Below are 16,369 nucleotides of genomic sequence, written 5' to 3'. Positions count from 1 at the left end.
ATGACAGCCACGCTTTATTCCAACGGCACCATCCTGACGATGGACGCCGAAAACTCTCAGCCCGAGGCGGTGCTGACCGAAGGCGGATTGATCCGTGCCGTCGGCGACGAAACCGTCCTGCGCGCCCAGATGCCCGGCGGCACGCGGCTCCATGACCTGCAGGGCCAGACGCTTATCCCGGCCTTTATCGACCCGCATGGGCACTTTCCCGATCCGGGGTTCATTGCGCTTTTCCGTGTCGATCTTGCGTCACCGCCACGTGGCGACTGCATCGATATGGCAACGGCGCTGCACCGCCTGCGTGCCAAGGCAGCCGACACCCCAAAAGGCGAATGGGTCATGGGGGTTCTTTTTGACAACACCGCAATCGCCGAGGGTCGGATGCCGACCCGGGCTGAACTGGACGACGTGTCCACAGATCATCCCATCTGGGTGCTTCATGCCTCGGGCCACAATGGCGTCGCGAACTCCGCCGCCCTTGAAATGCGCGGCATCTCACGGGATACGCCGGACCCACTGGGCGGCCGCTATGGCCGCCGGGATGACGGCGCGCTGACAGGTCTCATCGAAGGCCTGTCGGCCATGGGCGAAATGGGCGATACCGATTTCCTGATCAATCGCGAAAGATTCTGGCAGGGTTTCGCGGTCTGCCGCGACGATTACCTCGCCCATGGCGTGACCTATGCGCAGAACGCCTGGACCTCGCGGGTAATGCTGGAGCATTTTGCCTCGCTCGGACCAGACAAAGATCCCGGTATCGACCTGATGCTGCTGCCCATTGGAGAGCTTGAACCGGGGCTTTGGGACACTCTCGACTGGCCCGGCAATCGGCATTTCACCCTTGGCCCCCGCAAGCTATTTACCGATGGAGCATTCCAGCTTCAGACCGCCTATCTCTCTGCGCCCTATCACCGGCCAATTGACCCGAAACATTCCTGCGGGATGCCCTATGTGGCCGCTGAGGAACACCGCCGCGAAGTCAGGAAACTGCATGACCTCGGCCACCAGATCCATTGCCACTGCAACGGTGATGCCGGGGCCGACATGTTCATCGATGCCGTGGCCGCCGCCTTGGCCGACACCCCGCGCGCGGATCACCGCCACACGATCATTCACGGCCAGACCCTGCGCGACGACCAGCTTGGCCGTATGGCTAAGCTTGGCATCACGGTCAGCTTCTTCTCGGCCCATATCCATTTCTGGGGCGATCGCCATTACAGTACGTTTCTCGGCCCCGAGCGCGCCAGCCGCCTGTCCCCCGCCGCGTCGGCCGAGCGATTTGGGGTCCGCTACACCCTGCATAATGACGCCTCCGTAACGCCAACCAGGCCGCTGCATCTGGCCCATTGCGCCGTCAACCGCACCACATCAAGCGGGCGGGTGCTCGGGGAAAGCCAGAAAATCAGCGTCCTCTCGGCCCTGCGGGCACAAACGATAGACGCGGCCTGGCAGGTCTTCCAGGAAGATATTCGTGGATCAATAGAGCCGGGAAAATGCGCCGATCTTGCAGTTCTCTCAGGCAATCCGATTGCGGCCTCAGAGAACCTTCTGGATTTGAAAGTGACGGCGACAATTCGAGCGGGCAAAATGGTGTCGGGAGACTGACCCTCCGACGAGGTCTGTGTGACTGTGGTCGTGACGGGTTCATTTTTGATCGCTTCACAACCTATTCAGAGAGACCATAGCCAAGGACACAGATTGCAGCAGCTTTGCATTTGGCAATTACCCAATCTCGTATGCGTGTGCGCCCGCAACATGCCTCATCTCCATTGCGCTGTTGCATTGGGAGGGGATGCCACGCTCAAGCGTTGCAAAGAACCAATAGGACGCAGACCTGCTAGAATACCCGCCGCGCAAGCGCAGCGTCATGGGCGATTACAAGGGTTCGCGATCCAGCCGCGCGACCAGCAATCATCTTTTTTCAGAAATCCACGCAGGTATTGTCGGATTTGCATTGGCCCGCGCGTTCTTGCAGCATGTGATCAGTGCACTGGAGAAAACCATGATCTATGCAATTACAATCTACGGAGAAGCCGGGCTTTTTGAAACACTCCCCAAAGAACGGCAGGACGAAGTACTGGCCGGACATGGCGCGTTGCAGGAGGCGCTGAAGAAACGAGGGGAGTTCATCTCGATCAAGCTGATGCCGCCAACCTCGGCAGTGATGCTTGACCCTGCACCGGCAGTCGATCAGCCTCCGTTGATTGTGGATGGGCCCTATGCCGAGACCAAAGAGAGTTTCCTGGGATTTTACGCCGCCGACTTTGAAAACCTGGACGATGCTCTAACCCATGCCAAGATGATCTCATCCCCGGTGGTTCGGCTAGAAGTGCGGCCCGTGGCCTGGGCTGGAGGTGCGATTTCATCGGAATAGGCATGTGTCGGACTGGCTAGAAGCAACAATCACCAGACAGCGTCCGCAGGCGCTGGCCGCGCTGACCCGCTACTTCCGCGATATAGACATCGCGGAGGACGCCTTTGCAGAGGCCTGTCTCAAAGCCCTCAAGGTCTGGACGGACATCGGCGCACCCCGTGATCCTTTGGCCTGGCTGCTGGCCACCGCCCGCAACGCGGGGCTCGACGCGCTGCGCAAGTCCCAGCGGCACCATGCCATCCTTGCGCGGCACTGTGCAGAGTTTCAACCCATGACAGAGGCACCCCCTGATCCCGATGAACTGCGCGATGACGTCCTGCGCCTGTTGTTCATCTGTTGCCACCCGGAGCTGGAACGGCGCGATCAGATTGCCATCGCGCTGCGGATCGTCGCCGGGCTCAGCGTTGCGGAAATTGCACGCGGCTTCCTGATCAAACCGAAGGCCATGGAACAACGGATCACCCGCGCGAAGAAGAAAATTGCCAGTGGCACCGTCGCCTTTGAAACGCCCAGCCCGCAGGAGCGGGGCGCGCGGCTGGGTGAGGTCTCGCTGATGGTCTACCTGATGTTCAACGAGGGCTGGTCGGCTTCTGGTGGTGAGACCCAGATCAAGCTCACAGTCTGCGAAGAGGCAATCCGCCTCGCTCGTCTGCTGGCAAACCTGTTCCCGGCCATGGGCGAGCAGGCGGCGCTTCTGTCGCTCCTGCTGTTTCAACATTCGCGACGTGACGCGCGCATGGATGCTGATGGCCAGCTCGTCCCGTTGGAGGATCAGAACCGCAGCCGATGGGATCTCTCCCAAATCGCCGAGGCGACGGCGCTGCTACAAAAGGCCCAGAGGATCAATCATCGGGGGGTTTACATCATTCAGGCCGCGATTGCTGCGGTCCATGCCCGCGCGCCCTCCGCAGAAGAGACCGATTGGTCACTGATCGCTGCGCATTACGCCGCGCTCTATGCCCTGCAGCCTTCGCCCGTTGTGCGTCTCAACCTCATCGCAGCGGAGGCACGGATTGAAGGCCCTGCCTACGCGTTGGCCGCGTTGGAGCCGCTGGCTGACGATCTGTCGCAATACCGCTGGTTTCATGCCATGAGAGGCCGACTGTTGCAGGACATCGGCAATCATCCAGCGGCCATCAAGGCGTTTGAAGCAGCGCTTTCACTCAACCCGACAGCACCGGAACGCGCCGCCGTTCAAGGAAAAATCGCGCTCAGCAAAAAAGAACTGCCCGACGTGTAGGGGTTGGGAGTGGTCATGCGTCCTTGGGTCAGACCTGCATTCGGGCAGGCAAACAGGGAGAAGACATATGAGCATTCTTGAGATGACAGCAATTGGAAACGCCGGCTGGATCGGGCACTCCGGGCCGGATCAGGAGAAGGCCAAAACCTTTTATCAGGAGGTGCTAGGCTGGACGATCAACAATATGCCGATGCAGGACGGGTCCAGCTACTCGGCGATTGCGGTGGGCGAAACGGCGATTGGCGGTTTTTCTCCCATGCCCGAGGAGAGCGGAAGTTGGACGATTTTCTTTACCGTTGCCGATGTGGACAGCTGCGTGGCCACCGCAAAGGCCAAAGGCGCAACCGTCCTGCAAGCCCCCATGGATATGCCCGGTGTCGGTCGCATGGCAACGCTCACAGATCCGCAGGGCGCCCGCTTTGCAGTGATCACCTATGCCCAGAACCCGGCCTAAGGACGCGCTCAGATGGAACAAACACCACAGATCGCGCTGGCCGTAACGGCGATTTTCGTCCTTCTCAGCATCCCGATGGCGATCTCGGTCGGGGTGCGCCGGGCCAAAACCGGCATCCTGCTGCTGCATGGTGACGATGATGTGCTGCTGCGTCGGATCCGGGCCCATGGCAACTTTGTCGAATATGTCCCGCTTGCGCTTCTGGCCCTCGCCGGTGCTGAAATCGCCGGAACCGCAGCTTGGCTGGTGGCCCTCTGCGGTGCCGTGCTCATCCTGGCGCGGCTCATCCACTACTTTGGCCTGCTTGCATCGGCGGATAGCAAAGGGCGCGCCGTCGGTGCCGCGCTGACAACCTTGGCGATGTTCATGCTCGCCATCGCCATCCTGTGGCAACTATTTGGGGCTGCCTGATGCCTTATGACGAAGGCCTTAGCCAACACATGCGCGGCGCACTCGCCGCGCATGTGGGGATCACTGAAAAGCGGATGATGGGCGGTGTGTGTTTTTTCCTGAACGGCAATATGCTTTGCGGTGCGCGACGGCACAAAGATGGTGTCGGGCGGTTTATGTTCCGTATCGGCAAGGAGAACGAAGCGGCCGCCCTTGCAGACCCGACCGCCCGCGTCGTCATCCACGGCAAGCGCAAGCTGGGTGGCTTCATCCTGGTAGATGAGGCCGATTGCCCGAACCCCGCGATGAAGCGCTGGCTGCAGCAATGCCTGGCACATGCAGCAGCCCTGCCCGCCAAAAAGTGAGGGACAATCATGAATACATTCGACAGCTACAGCCCCGATGCGCTGCAATTCCTGCGCGATCTGAAGGCGAACAATACCAAAGACTGGTTCACGGCACATAAAACGACATATGAACACTGCATCAAAGATCCCACCAAGGTCTTTGCGGCTCACATGGAGAGCGCACTTGGTGCAATGACCGGTCAACCGCATAGCAGCAAGATCTTCCGTATCCATCGCGACGTCCGCTTCTCCAAGGACAAGACGCCCTACAACGCTCATATCCACGTCGCCTTGAGACCAGAAAGAACAACCGCGCAGCCGCCCATGTGGTTCTTCGGTCTCTCGCCTGAGAAGCTGACGCTGGGCTGTGGCGTGTTTCAATACGACAACGAAGCACTCGCCAATTTCCGCAGGGCGATGGCGGGTCCTAAAGGGGCCGAGTTGATCGCATTGACGGACGGACTGCGTGCCTCAGGTATCCGCATCGGTGAGCCGGACCTGAAACGGGTCCCCAAAGGTTTTGATAAGGATCATCCGAACGAGGTTGCACTGCGACGCAAGGGGTTTGCCGCATGGATCGACATCACCGACACAGCCTTTGTCACGGAGCCAGATCTCGTCGAACGTAGCACTGCGACGTTTCAAAAGCTCATCCCGGTATTTGACCTGCTTTCCGACATCGGTTCCCCTACCGGCCCCTGCTAAAGAATCCGCAGTATCATCGGCACGGTCGCAATATGACACTTGTGTGGGAATACAGGCGGTTGACGCGCGTCATTTGATAGGCCTGAAGCACCTCTAGATGACAGAGCCCGATAGACGGCGGCAGAGCGGAGGCCGATCTCAGCGTGGCGCGGTGACCATAATGAATTTACTCGGCTTGCTTATCGCCGCAAAACCATATCGGGCGACCGGCCGCCAAGTCGGTTGGCGAAGGCCTCGGTGAACGACTATTTGCATCCATGGCCATGTGCTTACAGCCGAGCGCGACCGGTAAGCGGATTGCTTCACGGACACAGAGAGGATTCCGGCGCGATTGCCGACGTTGTCCGCTTGGAGCATGGCGCCTTGATCGAGATAGTGGCAGCCCGCCGCTCGATCCAAGACACAGGCTGATCCAGACCGTTTCGCGCGGCCTGCACCTGCGATACCGGCGCCCGACGCGAAAGCGAAGGTGGTCAAGAGGACCACATTCACGGCCCTCAGGGCAGAGCGATCCCCAATATGTGCGGCTCATCAGCCGGATGGAAATCCATCGTGGGCGCCCTATTCCACCCCAACATTAAGAGAAACAGAATACGACAATATTGAGGAAGATGGCGGAGACGATGGGATTCGAACCCACGAGACCCTTCCGGGCCTACTCCCTTAGCAGGGGAGCGCCTTCGACCACTCGGCCACGTCTCCGCTGACCCGTCTATCAGCGCAACCAAGCCAAGAACAAGGGCGAAATGCTGTTTTCGGCAAAAAAATTGCAGCCCTTGACCAGGGGGACAAAAACAGCAATCGCCCCGCCGCAGGCGTGCTGCAGCGGGGCGATGTGAGACGCTGTTCGGACGAAGGAAACCATCGTCGCGCACCGATTCAGGGCAGGATGGCAAGCCGCTTCAGGAACAGAGTTTTCACCGCATCGGCGTCAACTGCCATGTAGACGTCGATCGGCTTGCGGTCGCTGTCTGTGGCAAGGCGGGTTTCGCCTGACGTTTCACCGTCGCAGGACACCTCCATTGCAACCGAGCGCGCCGTGAACAACTCAGGATGCGTGCAGGCAATGACTGCGGCCGGATCATGAAGCGAGCAGCCGTCAAACTTGCCGACGGTTTCATAGAAATGCAGGTAGAAGACCGACATTTCTTGCAACATCCCACCCAGCTCAGGGGATTGCGCGGCAATGGCGGAGAAATCCTCGGCGGTGCACAGAATGCGATGCGTGACATCCAGACCGACCATCTCGACCTGCGCGCCGGAGCCGAAGACGACGTCGGCCGCGTGGGGGTCGTGATAGATGTTGGCTTCGGCGTGGGGGGTGATATTGCCGCCCTCTTCCAGCGAGCCACCCATGATCACGATCCGTTTCACATTTTTTGCAAACTCGGCGTCGCGCTGAATCGCATGGGCGATATTGGTCAGCGGACCAATCGGACAGATCACCAGCTCACCCTTGTGCTCGCGCGCCATGCGGATCAGGAAGTCAGCTGCATCCTCCTCCAGAGCTTGCCCTTTCGGCGTCTTGGCCGGAATGTCGCCAAACCCTTCGGCGCCATGCACATGGGCAGAGGGCGTAAAGGGCGGCAGCACCAGCGGGGTCTCGGCGCCATGGGCGACAGGCAGGTCCAGACCCGCAGCTTCCAGCAAACGCAACGCGTTACGGGTGGCCGTTTTGGTGGTCACATTGCCAAAGATTGTCGTCAGCCCGAGTAGCTCGATATCCGGGGCCGCGGCCGCGTAGAAAATCGCCATGGCATCGTCGATACCGGGATCCGTGTCGATGATCAGCTTTGTCATTTTTATCCTTCCGACTAATTAATCGTGCGGGTTTAGCATTTCCGTTAGCGGCAACTCAAGCCTGCCACTTTCAGGAATAGACAACAGCTGTATCAAGAAAATGCCCGCCTTCACTGGAAGACGGGCACCAATATTGTCGCGGAGAGCAGAAAGATCAGGTGTTGAACAGGAAGTGCAGCACATCGCCATCCTTGACGATGTAGCTTTTGCCCTCGGCGCGCATCTTGCCCGCTTCCTTGGCACCCTGTTCGCCGTTATGGGCGATGAAATCGTCATAGGCGATGGTTTCAGCGCGGATGAAACCTTTCTCGAAATCGCCGTGGATGACGCCCGCCGCCTGCGGTGCCGCAGTACCGGACCGGATGGTCCAGGCGCGTGCTTCCTTGGGGCCAACGGTGAAATAGGTCTCCAGGTGCAACAGCTGGTAGCCTGCACGGATCAGCCGGTCGAGACCAGCCTCGGCAAGCCCCATTTCGGAGAGGAACATCTCTGCTTCCTCCGGCTCCAGCTGGCTGATTTCTTCTTCGATCTGGGCCGAGATGATTACATGGCTGTTGCCCTGAGACGCAGCCATGTCCGCCACTTTGGCCGAATGCTCGTTGCCCTCGACCGATTCCGACTCGCCGACGTTGCAGACATAAAGCACTGGCTTGGTTGTCAGCAGTTGCAGCATTTTCCAGGCCTTGGCATCCTCTGCATCGACCTCGACCAGGCGCGCGGGTTTGCCATCTTCCAACATCGCCTGTGCCGCCGCCAGAAGGCGGTCCTGCTGCTGAGCTTCCTTGTCGTTGCCCTTCAGCTTACGCACCAGATTGGCGCGGCGTTTTTCAATGCTTTCTAGGTCGGCCAGCATCAGTTCAGTCTCGATCACCTCGGCATCGGCAACCGGGTCAACGCGCCCTTCAACATGGGTCACATCGCCATCTTCAAAGCAGCGCAGCACATGGGCGATGGCATCGGTTTCGCGGATGTTGGCGAGAAACTGGTTGCCCAGACCCTCGCCCTGCGAAGCGCCTTTGACCAGGCCTGCGATATCAACAAATGTCATCCGCGTCGGGATGATCTGTTTAGAGCCCGCAATGGCCGCCAGCTTGTCCAGCCGGGCATCGGGCACGCCGACTTCACCGACATTCGGTTCAATCGTGCAAAACGGAAAGTTCGCCGCCTGCGCCGATGCGGTTTTCGTCAATGCGTTGAACAGGGTCGACTTGCCGACGTTCGGCAGCCCCACGATTCCCATTTTAAAGCCCATTTCGGCCTCCTGATGCCACTTGGGAGGTGCTTCTAGGCAGCATTTCGAAGTGACGCAAGCGCGCATCTCACGCCCGCTCCGCCAAGCGCCCCGGTCGAGGCTGGTGCAAAGAGCCGTGAAGACCCAGTCCCGATGCGGAGGTTCTGAGCAAGGAAAATTTCAAAACAAGGTGCAACCAATTGGCGACACTCGCGTTCCTTTGATCGGAATGTGATCCCTTTGCCCCGCCAGAAGGTGGACATTCTTATGACTTAACGGCTCATTTCAGCTAGGCTGACCAAAACGAGACTATTGACAATGACATTACGCACCTTCGTTACCGCGACGCCCCTCGCCTGCGCCCTGACGCTTGCCAGCGCCCTCCCTTCGGCTGCCGCCGACTGGATCTTTGGTGCAGGATATTCAAGCTTTTCCCGTGAAGGCGCAGAGGATAGCGCATTGATCTCGGTGGAATACCAGCATGATGCGTTCTGGCAGCGTGGCAATTTCGACGCAGCCTTTGGTGCCGCACTTGATGTGCAAACCACTGGCGATCTGTTCATCGGCGCAGGTGCGGTCGGCACGTGGCATCTCCAGCGCGGCTGGTTCATTGAAACCAGCGTAATGCCCGGTGCCTACGCCGAGAGTGTCCGGCTCAACGATCTGGGCTCAACATTTGAAATTCGCAGCGCAATCGCCCTTGGCAAGGAATTCGCAAATGGCAAATCGCTGTCGCTGGCGCTGACCCATAAATCAAACGCGTCCACAGCCGATATCAACCCCGGGGTAAATTCGCTGCTGCTACGCTGGCACGTCCCCTTCAAAGGCTAGAGGCAAGCGCCCGCCTGGCGGAGGAGCAGCGTGACAATAAGGCGAGCGGGATTGATTTCCGCCGCAACATTCGGCACACCGAAGCGGACACATTCAAAAGGCCCGATCATGACCCGCATTGATGCCAAATTCGCCGAACTGAAAGCTGCCAGCAAAAAGGCCTTTGTCGCCTATGTCATGGCGGGTGACCCTGACTTCGACACCTCGCTTGAACTGGTAAAGGGGCTGCCCGCGGCGGGCGTCGATGTGATCGAACTGGGCCTACCCTTTACCGATCCGATGGCCGATGGCCCGACCATTCAGCTGGCCGGACAGCGCGCGCTGGAAGCCGGTATGACCCTTGAGCGCACACTTGAGCTGGCGCGTGCGTTCCGCACCGAAGACGACACCACACCCATCGTGATGATGGGATACTACAACCCTATCTATAGCCGGGGCGTTGATAAGTTCCTCAAAGACGCCAAGGCAGCTGGCATCGACGGGTTGATCGTGGTTGACCTGCCGCCGGAAGAAGACAGCGAATTGTGCCTCCCCGCGCAGGAGGCAGGGCTGAATTTCATTCGACTGGCCACTCCTACCACCGACGACAAGCGCCTGCCCCGCGTCCTGCAAAACACCTCCGGTTTCGTCTATTACGTCTCGATCACCGGGATCACAGGTGCAGCCGAAGCCGAAGCGACCAATGTCGGACCGGAAGTGGCGCGGATCAAAGCCAATACCGATCTGCCTGTTATCGTCGGCTTTGGCATCAATACGCCTGAAAAATCAAAGGCCATCGCCTCCGTCGCCGATGGCGCGGTGGTCGGCTCTGCCATTGTCGGCCAGATTGGCGCAGGCAAATCCGTCGCCGAGGTCCTCAGTTTCGTAAAGTCTCTCTCTGACGGGGCACACGCTGCCTGATCGCAATCAGCTGATCGCCGCCAACAATCATCAGGCCGCATCCCATCGGGTGCGGCTTTTTTGCCGTTCACATCCGCGCGCGAGCATCCTGCATTGCATCTCACCCGATGGATTGGTAATAAATTATTACCAAGCAAGGGCGAGGATGACACCGTGCCAGTCATTACCAATATCGACGATCTGAAACGCATCTATGAACGGCGTGTCCCGCGCATGTTCTATGACTATGCAGAAAGTGGCAGCTGGACCGAGCAGACCTTTCGCGACAACACCAGCGATTTTGAAAAGATTCGACTGCGCCAACGGGTGGCGGTCGATATGGCTGGCCGCAGCACCGCAAGCCGGATGATCGGGCAGGAAGTGTCGATGCCTGTTGCCCTCGCGCCGGTTGGTCTGACCGGTATGCAACATGCCGATGGCGAGATAAAAGCAGCCCGCGCCGCCGAGGCTTTCGGCGTGCCGTTCACGCTGTCGACAATGTCCATCAACTCGATCGAGGACGTGGCCGAGGCTACGACAAAACCCTTTTGGTTTCAGCTTTATACGATGAAGGACGAGGATTATGTCCGTCGTCTGATCCGGCGTGCAAAAGACGCCAAATGCTCCGCCCTGGTAATCACGCTGGACCTCCAAATTCTTGGCCAGCGGCACAAGGATCTGAAAAACGGCCTTTCCGCACCGCCGAAGCTGACCCCAAAGACCATCGCCAACCTGATGACCAAATGGACCTGGGGCCTGCAGATGCTGGGCGCCAAGCGGCGTAACTTCGGCAATATCGTCGGCCATGTGGACGGGATTTCGGACGCCTCGTCACTGGGTGCCTGGACAGCGGAACAGTTCGACCCCTCGCTCGACTGGGGCAAGATTGCCAAGCTGATCGAGCTTTGGGATGGCAAGGTCATCCTGAAGGGAATTCTAGATGTAGAAGATGCCAGGATGGCAGCAAAAGTTGGTGCCGACGCGATCGTGGTCTCCAATCATGGTGGCCGCCAGCTGGATGGCGCACTGAGCTCCATTCAGATGCTTCCGGCAATCATGGAGGCTGTCGGCGATCAGATCGAGGTTCATTTGGACAGCGGCATCCGCTCCGGCCAGGATATCCTGAAGGCACTTGCCCTTGGCGCGACGGGAACCATGATCGGGCGCGCCTTTGTTTACGGGCTCGGCGCTATGGGACAGGCCGGCGTCACCCGGGCACTGGAGGTGCTGCACAAGGAGCTGGATACAACAATGGCGCTATGCGGTGAGAAATCTGTCGCCAATCTGGGTCGTCACAACCTGCTGATCCCCGAAGATTTCGGCGGACGCTGGCAGTAACATACGGCGCGGCGACAGCCGTATTTCCGGTTTGCGACTTGCAATATCAGCCAATCCGGTCTATGCGCACGGCTTCACGCGGGGTGACAGCCTTGGAGGCACCCCCATTATCAAATTGGAGAATTATCATGGCTGGTCAGATTCCTGATCTTGTTTGCCAAGAACGTACGGGGTCGGGCAAGGGCGCCGCTCGTGCAGCACGTCGTGCTGGCATGGTTCCTGGTGTTGTTTTCGGTGGCGATGCCGAACCGATGTCGATCCAGATCCCCTTCAACGAACTGCTGAAAAAACTGAAAGCCGGCCGCTTCAAGTCCACCCTGTGGAACCTGAAAGTGGAAGGCCAGGAAGACGTGCGCGTGATCTGCCGCGACGTTCAGCGTGACGTTGTCAAGGACCTGCCGACACACTTCGACCTGATGCGTCTGCGTCGCACCTCGAAGGTGAATCTCTTCGTTCCCGTAGAGTTCATCAACGAAGACAAAGCCCCCGGCATCAAGCGTGGCGGCGTTCTGACCGCCGTCCGTCCCGAGGTTGAGCTGGTTGTGACCGCTGGCGACATCCCCGAGAAGCTGGTTGTTGATCTTGACGGTCTGAATGTTGGCGACACCGTCACCATCTCCTCAATCAAACTGCCGGAAGGCGCAAAGCCGACCATCGACCGCGATTTCGTTGTAGCCAATATCTCCGCTCCGTCGGGCCTGAAGTCCGCTGACAACGAAGCGTCTGAAGACGAAGCCGAAGTGGCCGCAGAAGAATAAGCTCCGACCGAAAGGTCCGGAACGACGAAGCGAGGCCATCTTTGGCCTCGCTTTTTTTTGTAGATATGGGCGGCAGTCTTGGCAGGTCGCCACCTTTCAAACGGATGTCGAATCGCGTCAGGGGCTGGATTTTTGTTCGCAAACGCGCCATGTAGCCTGATGAGATAGAGCCCCACACCAAACACACCGTAGAATTGTCCATGAAACTTTTTGTTGGCCTCGGAAACCCCGGCGCGAAATATGCAGGCAACCGGCACAATATCGGCTTTATGGCGCTGGATCAGATTGCAAGCGACCACGGGTTTTCGCCCTGGAAATCAAAGTTCCAGGCCCAGATCAGTGAAGGTGTGCTTGGCGGAACCAAGGTCCTGCTGCTGAAACCGCAGACCTTTATGAACCTGTCCGGTCAGTCCGTCGGCGAAGCTATGCGGTTCTATAAACTCGCCCCCGTCGATGTGATTGTCCTGCACGATGAGCTGGACCTTGCACCGGGGAAGGCGCGGGTGAAACAGGGCGGCGGCCATGCAGGCCATAATGGGCTGCGCTCGATCCATTCTCATATCGGTGCAGATTACGGTCGCGTGCGGCTCGGTATCGGTCACCCGGGTCACAAGGACGCCGTTGCAGGATATGTGCTACGCGATTTCGCGAAGGCAGATGAGGTCTGGCTCGATGATCTAATGCGCGGTATCTCCGACGGCGCCGCCCATTTGGCGGCGGGAGATGGCGGAAAATTCATGAATGCCGTTTCCCTGCGCGTGGCTCCACCGCGCAGCTCGAGCGCCGGGTCGGCGCCAAAGGGGCAGAAAGCTGCAGTACCTTCGGAAAAAGCGGCAAAATCCGGAGACACGGCCAAGTCGCAGCCCTCCCAGCCTTCACAAGCCGATAGAACTGACACCGGCAATCAACCCCAGCCATCCGCCATGGAGCGGCTGCTGAACAAGTTCAAGTAATCAAAGTTTCCGTTGCGTCCTGTTTGCGCGGGCAGGCTCCGGCTGGCTAGGCTCAGCCGCGCCCGAGGAGGATTTTTATGCGTCGATATTTAAAGCTATTTTCCTATTTTCTCATAACCTTACTGATCTGCGCGGCCGCCCTTGCCTATTGGCAGCGAGAGTCGCTGAGCCGTCTGATGGCCGTGAACAGGCTGTTTGATGCAGATCGTATTGTTTCTAATTTCTCAAATATGGAGGCGGCATTCCTGACGGTCCCCCTTGATCGTGGCGACACTGCGGTCAGCCCCCTGCCGCGCGGCGTTGAAATGACGCTGCCAGCCGGCGCCCAAGACTGGATCAATGAGCGGACGGTTACGTCTCTCTTGGTACTGAAGGGCGGTCAGCTTCGTCACGAAAGCTATTATCAGGGGACCAAGCCGGGTGATCTGCGGATTTCCTGGTCGATGGCCAAGAGCTACCTCTCGGCGCTGCTGGGCATTCTGTTGCAGGAGGATAAGATCCGCTCGCTCGATGATCTTGTCATCGAGTATGCGCCCGAGCTGAAGGGCAGTGCCTATGAGCGGGCCAGCATCCGCAATGTGTTGAATATGGCCAGCGGAGTTAAGTTCAACGAGGATTATCTGGACTATAACTCCGACATCAACCGTATGGGGCGCACGCTGGCGCTTGGCGGCACGCTGGATGAGTTCGCCGCTGGCCTGACCGAAACAATCGGAGCCCCGGGCGAGGCCTGGCAGTATGTCTCCATCGACACCCATGTGCTGGGAATGGTCATCCGCGGGGCAACGGGCCGCACCGTCCCGGACCTCCTGTCAGAGAAAATACTGAGGCATCTCGGCCTGGAACAGGCGGGCTATTATCTGACGGATGGCGAGGGCGTTGCCTTTGTGCTGGGAGGGATCAACCAGACCACGCGCGACTATGCACGCTTTGGTCAGATGATTGCCCAGAACGGCCGCTACAACGGCATGCAGGTGGTTCCGCAGGCCTGGATCACCGCCTCCACCCGGCCATCGGCGCCGACAAAGGCCGGTCGTATCGGGTATGGGTTTCAATGGTGGATCCCCAAGAATGCCGTACCGGGCGAATTTCTGGCCAGAGGGGTCTACGGGCAGTATATCTATATCAATCAGGCTCGCGAGGTGGTGATTGTGGTAACCAGCGCTGATCGGCGGTTCCGTGATCCCGGTGTCGCTGATGAAAACGTCAGAATACTGCGGGCCCTTGCCAAATCTCTGTAGGATCCGACCATGGACCAAGACGACAGCATAAACGTATTCGGGAGAGCCCTGGCCTCCTGTTCCACCGCTCCGATGACCGGGTTCTTTCGTGACGGCCATTGCAACACCTGCGCGCAGGATCAGGGCAGCCATACGGTCTGCGCGGTGATGACGGATGAGTTTCTGGCCTATTCCAAATACGTCGGCAATGACCTCTCCACACCGCGCCCCGAATTCAGCTTTGCCGGGCTGAAGGCCGGGGACAGCTGGTGCCTTTGTGCCGCGCGTTTCCTTCAGGCGGCTGACGAAGGTTGCGCACCACAGGTCAACCTTGCGGCGACACATAAGCGTGCTTTGGAGATCGTTCCGCTCAGCGTGCTGAAAAACCATGCTGCATCAGGGGAAACCTATTAGGCGCAGCGGACCGCCTGCGAGCCTAGAGCCACGAATAAAGGCGCCCGCGATGCGAGGCGCCTTTTTCTTGATTATTCGCGCATTGTGGCAGGTTCAGTCGCTGTCGCGGCCTTCGGTGTCAGACATGTCAAAGCCGAGGTGACGGGCGACGGTAAAGATATCCTTGTCGCCACGACCACACATGTTCATCACGATGATATGGTCTTTTGGCAGATCCGGTGCGATCTTCATCACATGCGCCAGTGCATGGCTTGGCTCAAGCGCCGGGATGATCCCCTCCAGCGCACAGGAGAGCTGAAACGCTTCCAGCGCCTCCTTATCGGTGATGGAGACGTAGTTGGCGCGGCCGATATCGTTCAACCAGGCATGCTCCGGACCGATACCGGGATAATCGAGCCCGGCAGAGATGGAAAAGCCTTCCAGAATCTGGCCATCATCATCCTGCAATAGGTAGGTGCGGTTGCCATGCAGCACGCCAGGGCGACCACCTGTGAGCGAGGCACAATGCTGCATCTTCTCATCGACACCTTTGCCACCCGCCTCAACACCAATGATGTTCACCGACTTGTCGTCCAGGAATGGGTGGAACAGGCCCATGGCGTTTGACCCGCCACCAATCGCTGCGATTACGGTGTCCGGCAGACGCCCCTCGCCCTCCTGCTCTGCCAGCTGCCAGCGTACTTCTTTACCGATCACCGACTGGAAATCTCGCACCATTGCCGGATAAGGATGCGGTCCCGCCACTGTGCCGATGCAGTAGAAGGTGTCGTGGACATTGGTCACCCAATCCCGCAGGGCATCGTTCATGGCATCCTTCAACGTGCCGCGGCCAGAGGTCACCGGAATGACTTCGGCACCCAGAAGGCGCATACGGAAGACATTGGGCGCCTGACGCTGCACATCATGCGCGCCCATATAGACCACGCATTTCAGCCCAAATTTGGCGCAGACCGTGGCAGTAGCGACGCCATGCTGGCCCGCGCCGGTTTCTGCAATGATCCGATCCTTACCCATGCGACGGGCCAGCAGGATCTGTCCCAGCACATTGTTAATCTTATGCGCGCCGGTATGGTTCAGCTCATCCCGTTTTAAATAGATCTTCGCGCCGCCCAGATGTTCAGTCAGCCGCTCGGCGAAATAGAGCGGACTGGGGCGACCAACATAGTTTTTCCAGAGATCGTCCATCTCCGCCCAGAAACTCGGGTCATCCTTGGCACGATCATACTCCTCTTCCAGGCTGAGGATCAGCGGCATCAAAGTCTCGCTGACGAACCGCCCACCAAAAATACCAAACCGCCCCTGTTCATCGGGACCGTTCATGAAGCTGTTGAATAGATCTTCGGCCATGGTTCTTTCCTTCTTCGCGGCGCTCGATATGAGTATAGCGCGGCCTGCTCCGGGTAAAGAGAGGTGCAGCGGATTATCGAGGCTGATG

17 protein-coding genes and 1 tRNA gene are annotated in these 16,369 nt (G+C 58.8%); 14 read left to right on the top strand and 4 right to left on the bottom strand.

The window, feature by feature from the left end:
• The 7 genes from VWZ87_RS18060 (at position 1) to VWZ87_RS18030 (ending at position 5,510) form a co-directional block, all read left to right on the top strand.
• Positions 1-1,605 (top strand): amidohydrolase, encoded by a 1,605-nt coding sequence (locus VWZ87_RS18060; RefSeq protein WP_416536540.1) that lies wholly within the window; start codon positions 1-3, stop codon positions 1,603-1,605.
• Positions 1,606-1,867: 262 nt separating this feature from the next.
• Positions 1,868-2,374, top strand: coding sequence for a YciI family protein (locus VWZ87_RS18055; protein ID WP_416536539.1), 507 nt, complete (start codon positions 1,868-1,870; stop codon positions 2,372-2,374).
• A gap of 4 nt (positions 2,375-2,378) precedes the next feature.
• Positions 2,379-3,614 (top strand): RNA polymerase sigma factor, encoded by a 1,236-nt coding sequence (locus VWZ87_RS18050; protein ID WP_416536538.1) that lies wholly within the window; start codon positions 2,379-2,381, stop codon positions 3,612-3,614.
• Between the two features lie 67 nt (positions 3,615-3,681).
• Complete coding sequence (locus tag VWZ87_RS18045; RefSeq protein ID WP_340544466.1) at positions 3,682-4,068, top strand: VOC family protein; 387 nt, start codon at positions 3,682-3,684, stop codon at positions 4,066-4,068.
• 12 nt (positions 4,069-4,080) lie between these two features.
• Positions 4,081-4,479, top strand: a complete 399-nt coding sequence (locus tag VWZ87_RS18040) for an MAPEG family protein (protein ID WP_340544464.1) — start codon at positions 4,081-4,083, stop codon at positions 4,477-4,479.
• Positions 4,479-4,823: a TfoX/Sxy family protein gene (locus tag VWZ87_RS18035; RefSeq protein WP_416536537.1), complete on the top strand. Its 345-nt coding sequence runs from the start codon at positions 4,479-4,481 to the stop codon at positions 4,821-4,823. The genes VWZ87_RS18040 and VWZ87_RS18035 overlap by 1 nt, the downstream gene beginning before the upstream one ends.
• Before the next feature lie 9 nt (positions 4,824-4,832).
• On the top strand, positions 4,833-5,510 hold the full coding sequence (locus VWZ87_RS18030) for a DUF2461 domain-containing protein (protein ID WP_416536536.1): 678 nt from the start codon (positions 4,833-4,835) through the stop codon (positions 5,508-5,510).
• A gap of 612 nt (positions 5,511-6,122) precedes the next feature.
• Here VWZ87_RS18030 and VWZ87_RS18025 read toward each other — a convergent pair.
• The 3 genes from VWZ87_RS18025 to ychF form a co-directional block, all read right to left on the bottom strand.
• A tRNA-Ser gene (locus VWZ87_RS18025) sits at positions 6,123-6,212 on the bottom strand.
• A 177-nt stretch (positions 6,213-6,389) separates the two neighbouring features.
• Positions 6,390-7,310, bottom strand: coding sequence for a nucleoside hydrolase (locus VWZ87_RS18020; protein WP_340544460.1), 921 nt, complete (start codon positions 7,308-7,310; stop codon positions 6,390-6,392).
• Positions 7,311-7,464: 154 nt separating this feature from the next.
• Positions 7,465-8,562, bottom strand: coding sequence for a redox-regulated ATPase YchF (gene ychF / locus VWZ87_RS18015; protein ID WP_416536535.1), 1,098 nt, complete (start codon positions 8,560-8,562; stop codon positions 7,465-7,467).
• A gap of 297 nt (positions 8,563-8,859) precedes the next feature.
• Between ychF and VWZ87_RS18010 the strand changes: the two genes are divergently transcribed.
• The 7 genes from VWZ87_RS18010 (at position 8,860) to VWZ87_RS17980 (ending at position 14,934) form a co-directional block, all read left to right on the top strand.
• Positions 8,860-9,372, top strand: a complete 513-nt coding sequence (locus VWZ87_RS18010) for an acyloxyacyl hydrolase (RefSeq protein WP_416536534.1) — start codon at positions 8,860-8,862, stop codon at positions 9,370-9,372.
• 108 nt (positions 9,373-9,480) lie between these two features.
• The gene (gene trpA / locus VWZ87_RS18005; protein ID WP_416536533.1) at positions 9,481-10,272 is read left to right on the top strand and encodes a tryptophan synthase subunit alpha; all 792 of its coding nucleotides are present in this window, start codon (positions 9,481-9,483) and stop codon (positions 10,270-10,272) included.
• A gap of 153 nt (positions 10,273-10,425) precedes the next feature.
• Complete coding sequence (locus VWZ87_RS18000) at positions 10,426-11,589, top strand: alpha-hydroxy acid oxidase (RefSeq protein ID WP_340544455.1); 1,164 nt, start codon at positions 10,426-10,428, stop codon at positions 11,587-11,589.
• Between the two features lie 128 nt (positions 11,590-11,717).
• A complete protein-coding gene (locus tag VWZ87_RS17995; RefSeq protein WP_340544454.1) occupies positions 11,718-12,347 on the top strand; it encodes a 50S ribosomal protein L25/general stress protein Ctc in 630 nt (209 codons plus the stop codon).
• A gap of 200 nt (positions 12,348-12,547) precedes the next feature.
• Complete coding sequence (gene pth / locus VWZ87_RS17990) at positions 12,548-13,300, top strand: aminoacyl-tRNA hydrolase (RefSeq protein WP_416536532.1); 753 nt, start codon at positions 12,548-12,550, stop codon at positions 13,298-13,300.
• 77 nt (positions 13,301-13,377) lie between these two features.
• Positions 13,378-14,541: a serine hydrolase domain-containing protein gene (locus VWZ87_RS17985; protein WP_416536531.1), complete on the top strand. Its 1,164-nt coding sequence runs from the start codon at positions 13,378-13,380 to the stop codon at positions 14,539-14,541.
• Between the two features lie 9 nt (positions 14,542-14,550).
• Positions 14,551-14,934, top strand: coding sequence for a DUF2237 family protein (locus VWZ87_RS17980; protein ID WP_416536530.1), 384 nt, complete (start codon positions 14,551-14,553; stop codon positions 14,932-14,934).
• 93 nt (positions 14,935-15,027) lie between these two features.
• Here VWZ87_RS17980 and trpB read toward each other — a convergent pair whose 3' ends face one another.
• Positions 15,028-16,281, bottom strand: a complete 1,254-nt coding sequence (trpB, locus tag VWZ87_RS17975) for a tryptophan synthase subunit beta (protein ID WP_416536529.1) — start codon at positions 16,279-16,281, stop codon at positions 15,028-15,030.
• Positions 16,282-16,369 lie beyond the last annotated feature (88 nt).

The sequence above is a fragment of the Phaeobacter sp. JH20_37 genome (assembly GCF_048056015.1).
GTDB classification, from domain to species: Bacteria; Pseudomonadota; Alphaproteobacteria; order Rhodobacterales; family Rhodobacteraceae; genus Phaeobacter; species Phaeobacter bryozoorum.
Note: the sequence above shows the minus strand (reverse complement) of the source record. Positions and strands in the feature narration are given on the sequence as shown.

What these genes read in the sequence shown, in the direction of transcription:
- VWZ87_RS18060 (WP_416536540.1), top strand. Translation starts at nt 1, where the DNA reads ATGACAGCCACGCTTTATTCCAACGGCACCATCCTGACGATGGACGCC.
- VWZ87_RS18055 (WP_416536539.1), top strand. Translation starts at nt 1,868, where the DNA reads ATGGGCGATTACAAGGGTTCGCGATCCAGCCGCGCGACCAGCAATCAT.
- VWZ87_RS18045 (WP_340544466.1), top strand. Translation starts at nt 3,682, where the DNA reads ATGAGCATTCTTGAGATGACAGCAATTGGAAACGCCGGCTGGATCGGG.
- VWZ87_RS18040 (WP_340544464.1), top strand. Translation starts at nt 4,081, where the DNA reads ATGGAACAAACACCACAGATCGCGCTGGCCGTAACGGCGATTTTCGTC.
- VWZ87_RS18035 (WP_416536537.1), top strand. Translation starts at nt 4,479, where the DNA reads ATGCCTTATGACGAAGGCCTTAGCCAACACATGCGCGGCGCACTCGCC.
- VWZ87_RS18030 (WP_416536536.1), top strand. Translation starts at nt 4,833, where the DNA reads ATGAATACATTCGACAGCTACAGCCCCGATGCGCTGCAATTCCTGCGC.
- VWZ87_RS18020 (WP_340544460.1), bottom strand. Translation starts at nt 7,310, where the DNA reads ATGACAAAGCTGATCATCGACACGGATCCCGGTATCGACGATGCCATG.
- ychF (WP_416536535.1), bottom strand. Translation starts at nt 8,562, where the DNA reads ATGGGCTTTAAAATGGGAATCGTGGGGCTGCCGAACGTCGGCAAGTCG.
- VWZ87_RS18010 (WP_416536534.1), top strand. Translation starts at nt 8,860, where the DNA reads ATGACATTACGCACCTTCGTTACCGCGACGCCCCTCGCCTGCGCCCTG.
- trpA (WP_416536533.1), top strand. Translation starts at nt 9,481, where the DNA reads ATGACCCGCATTGATGCCAAATTCGCCGAACTGAAAGCTGCCAGCAAA.
- VWZ87_RS17995 (WP_340544454.1), top strand. Translation starts at nt 11,718, where the DNA reads ATGGCTGGTCAGATTCCTGATCTTGTTTGCCAAGAACGTACGGGGTCG.
- pth (WP_416536532.1), top strand. Translation starts at nt 12,548, where the DNA reads ATGAAACTTTTTGTTGGCCTCGGAAACCCCGGCGCGAAATATGCAGGC.
- VWZ87_RS17985 (WP_416536531.1), top strand. Translation starts at nt 13,378, where the DNA reads ATGCGTCGATATTTAAAGCTATTTTCCTATTTTCTCATAACCTTACTG.
- VWZ87_RS17980 (WP_416536530.1), top strand. Translation starts at nt 14,551, where the DNA reads ATGGACCAAGACGACAGCATAAACGTATTCGGGAGAGCCCTGGCCTCC.
- trpB (WP_416536529.1), bottom strand. Translation starts at nt 16,281, where the DNA reads ATGGCCGAAGATCTATTCAACAGCTTCATGAACGGTCCCGATGAACAG.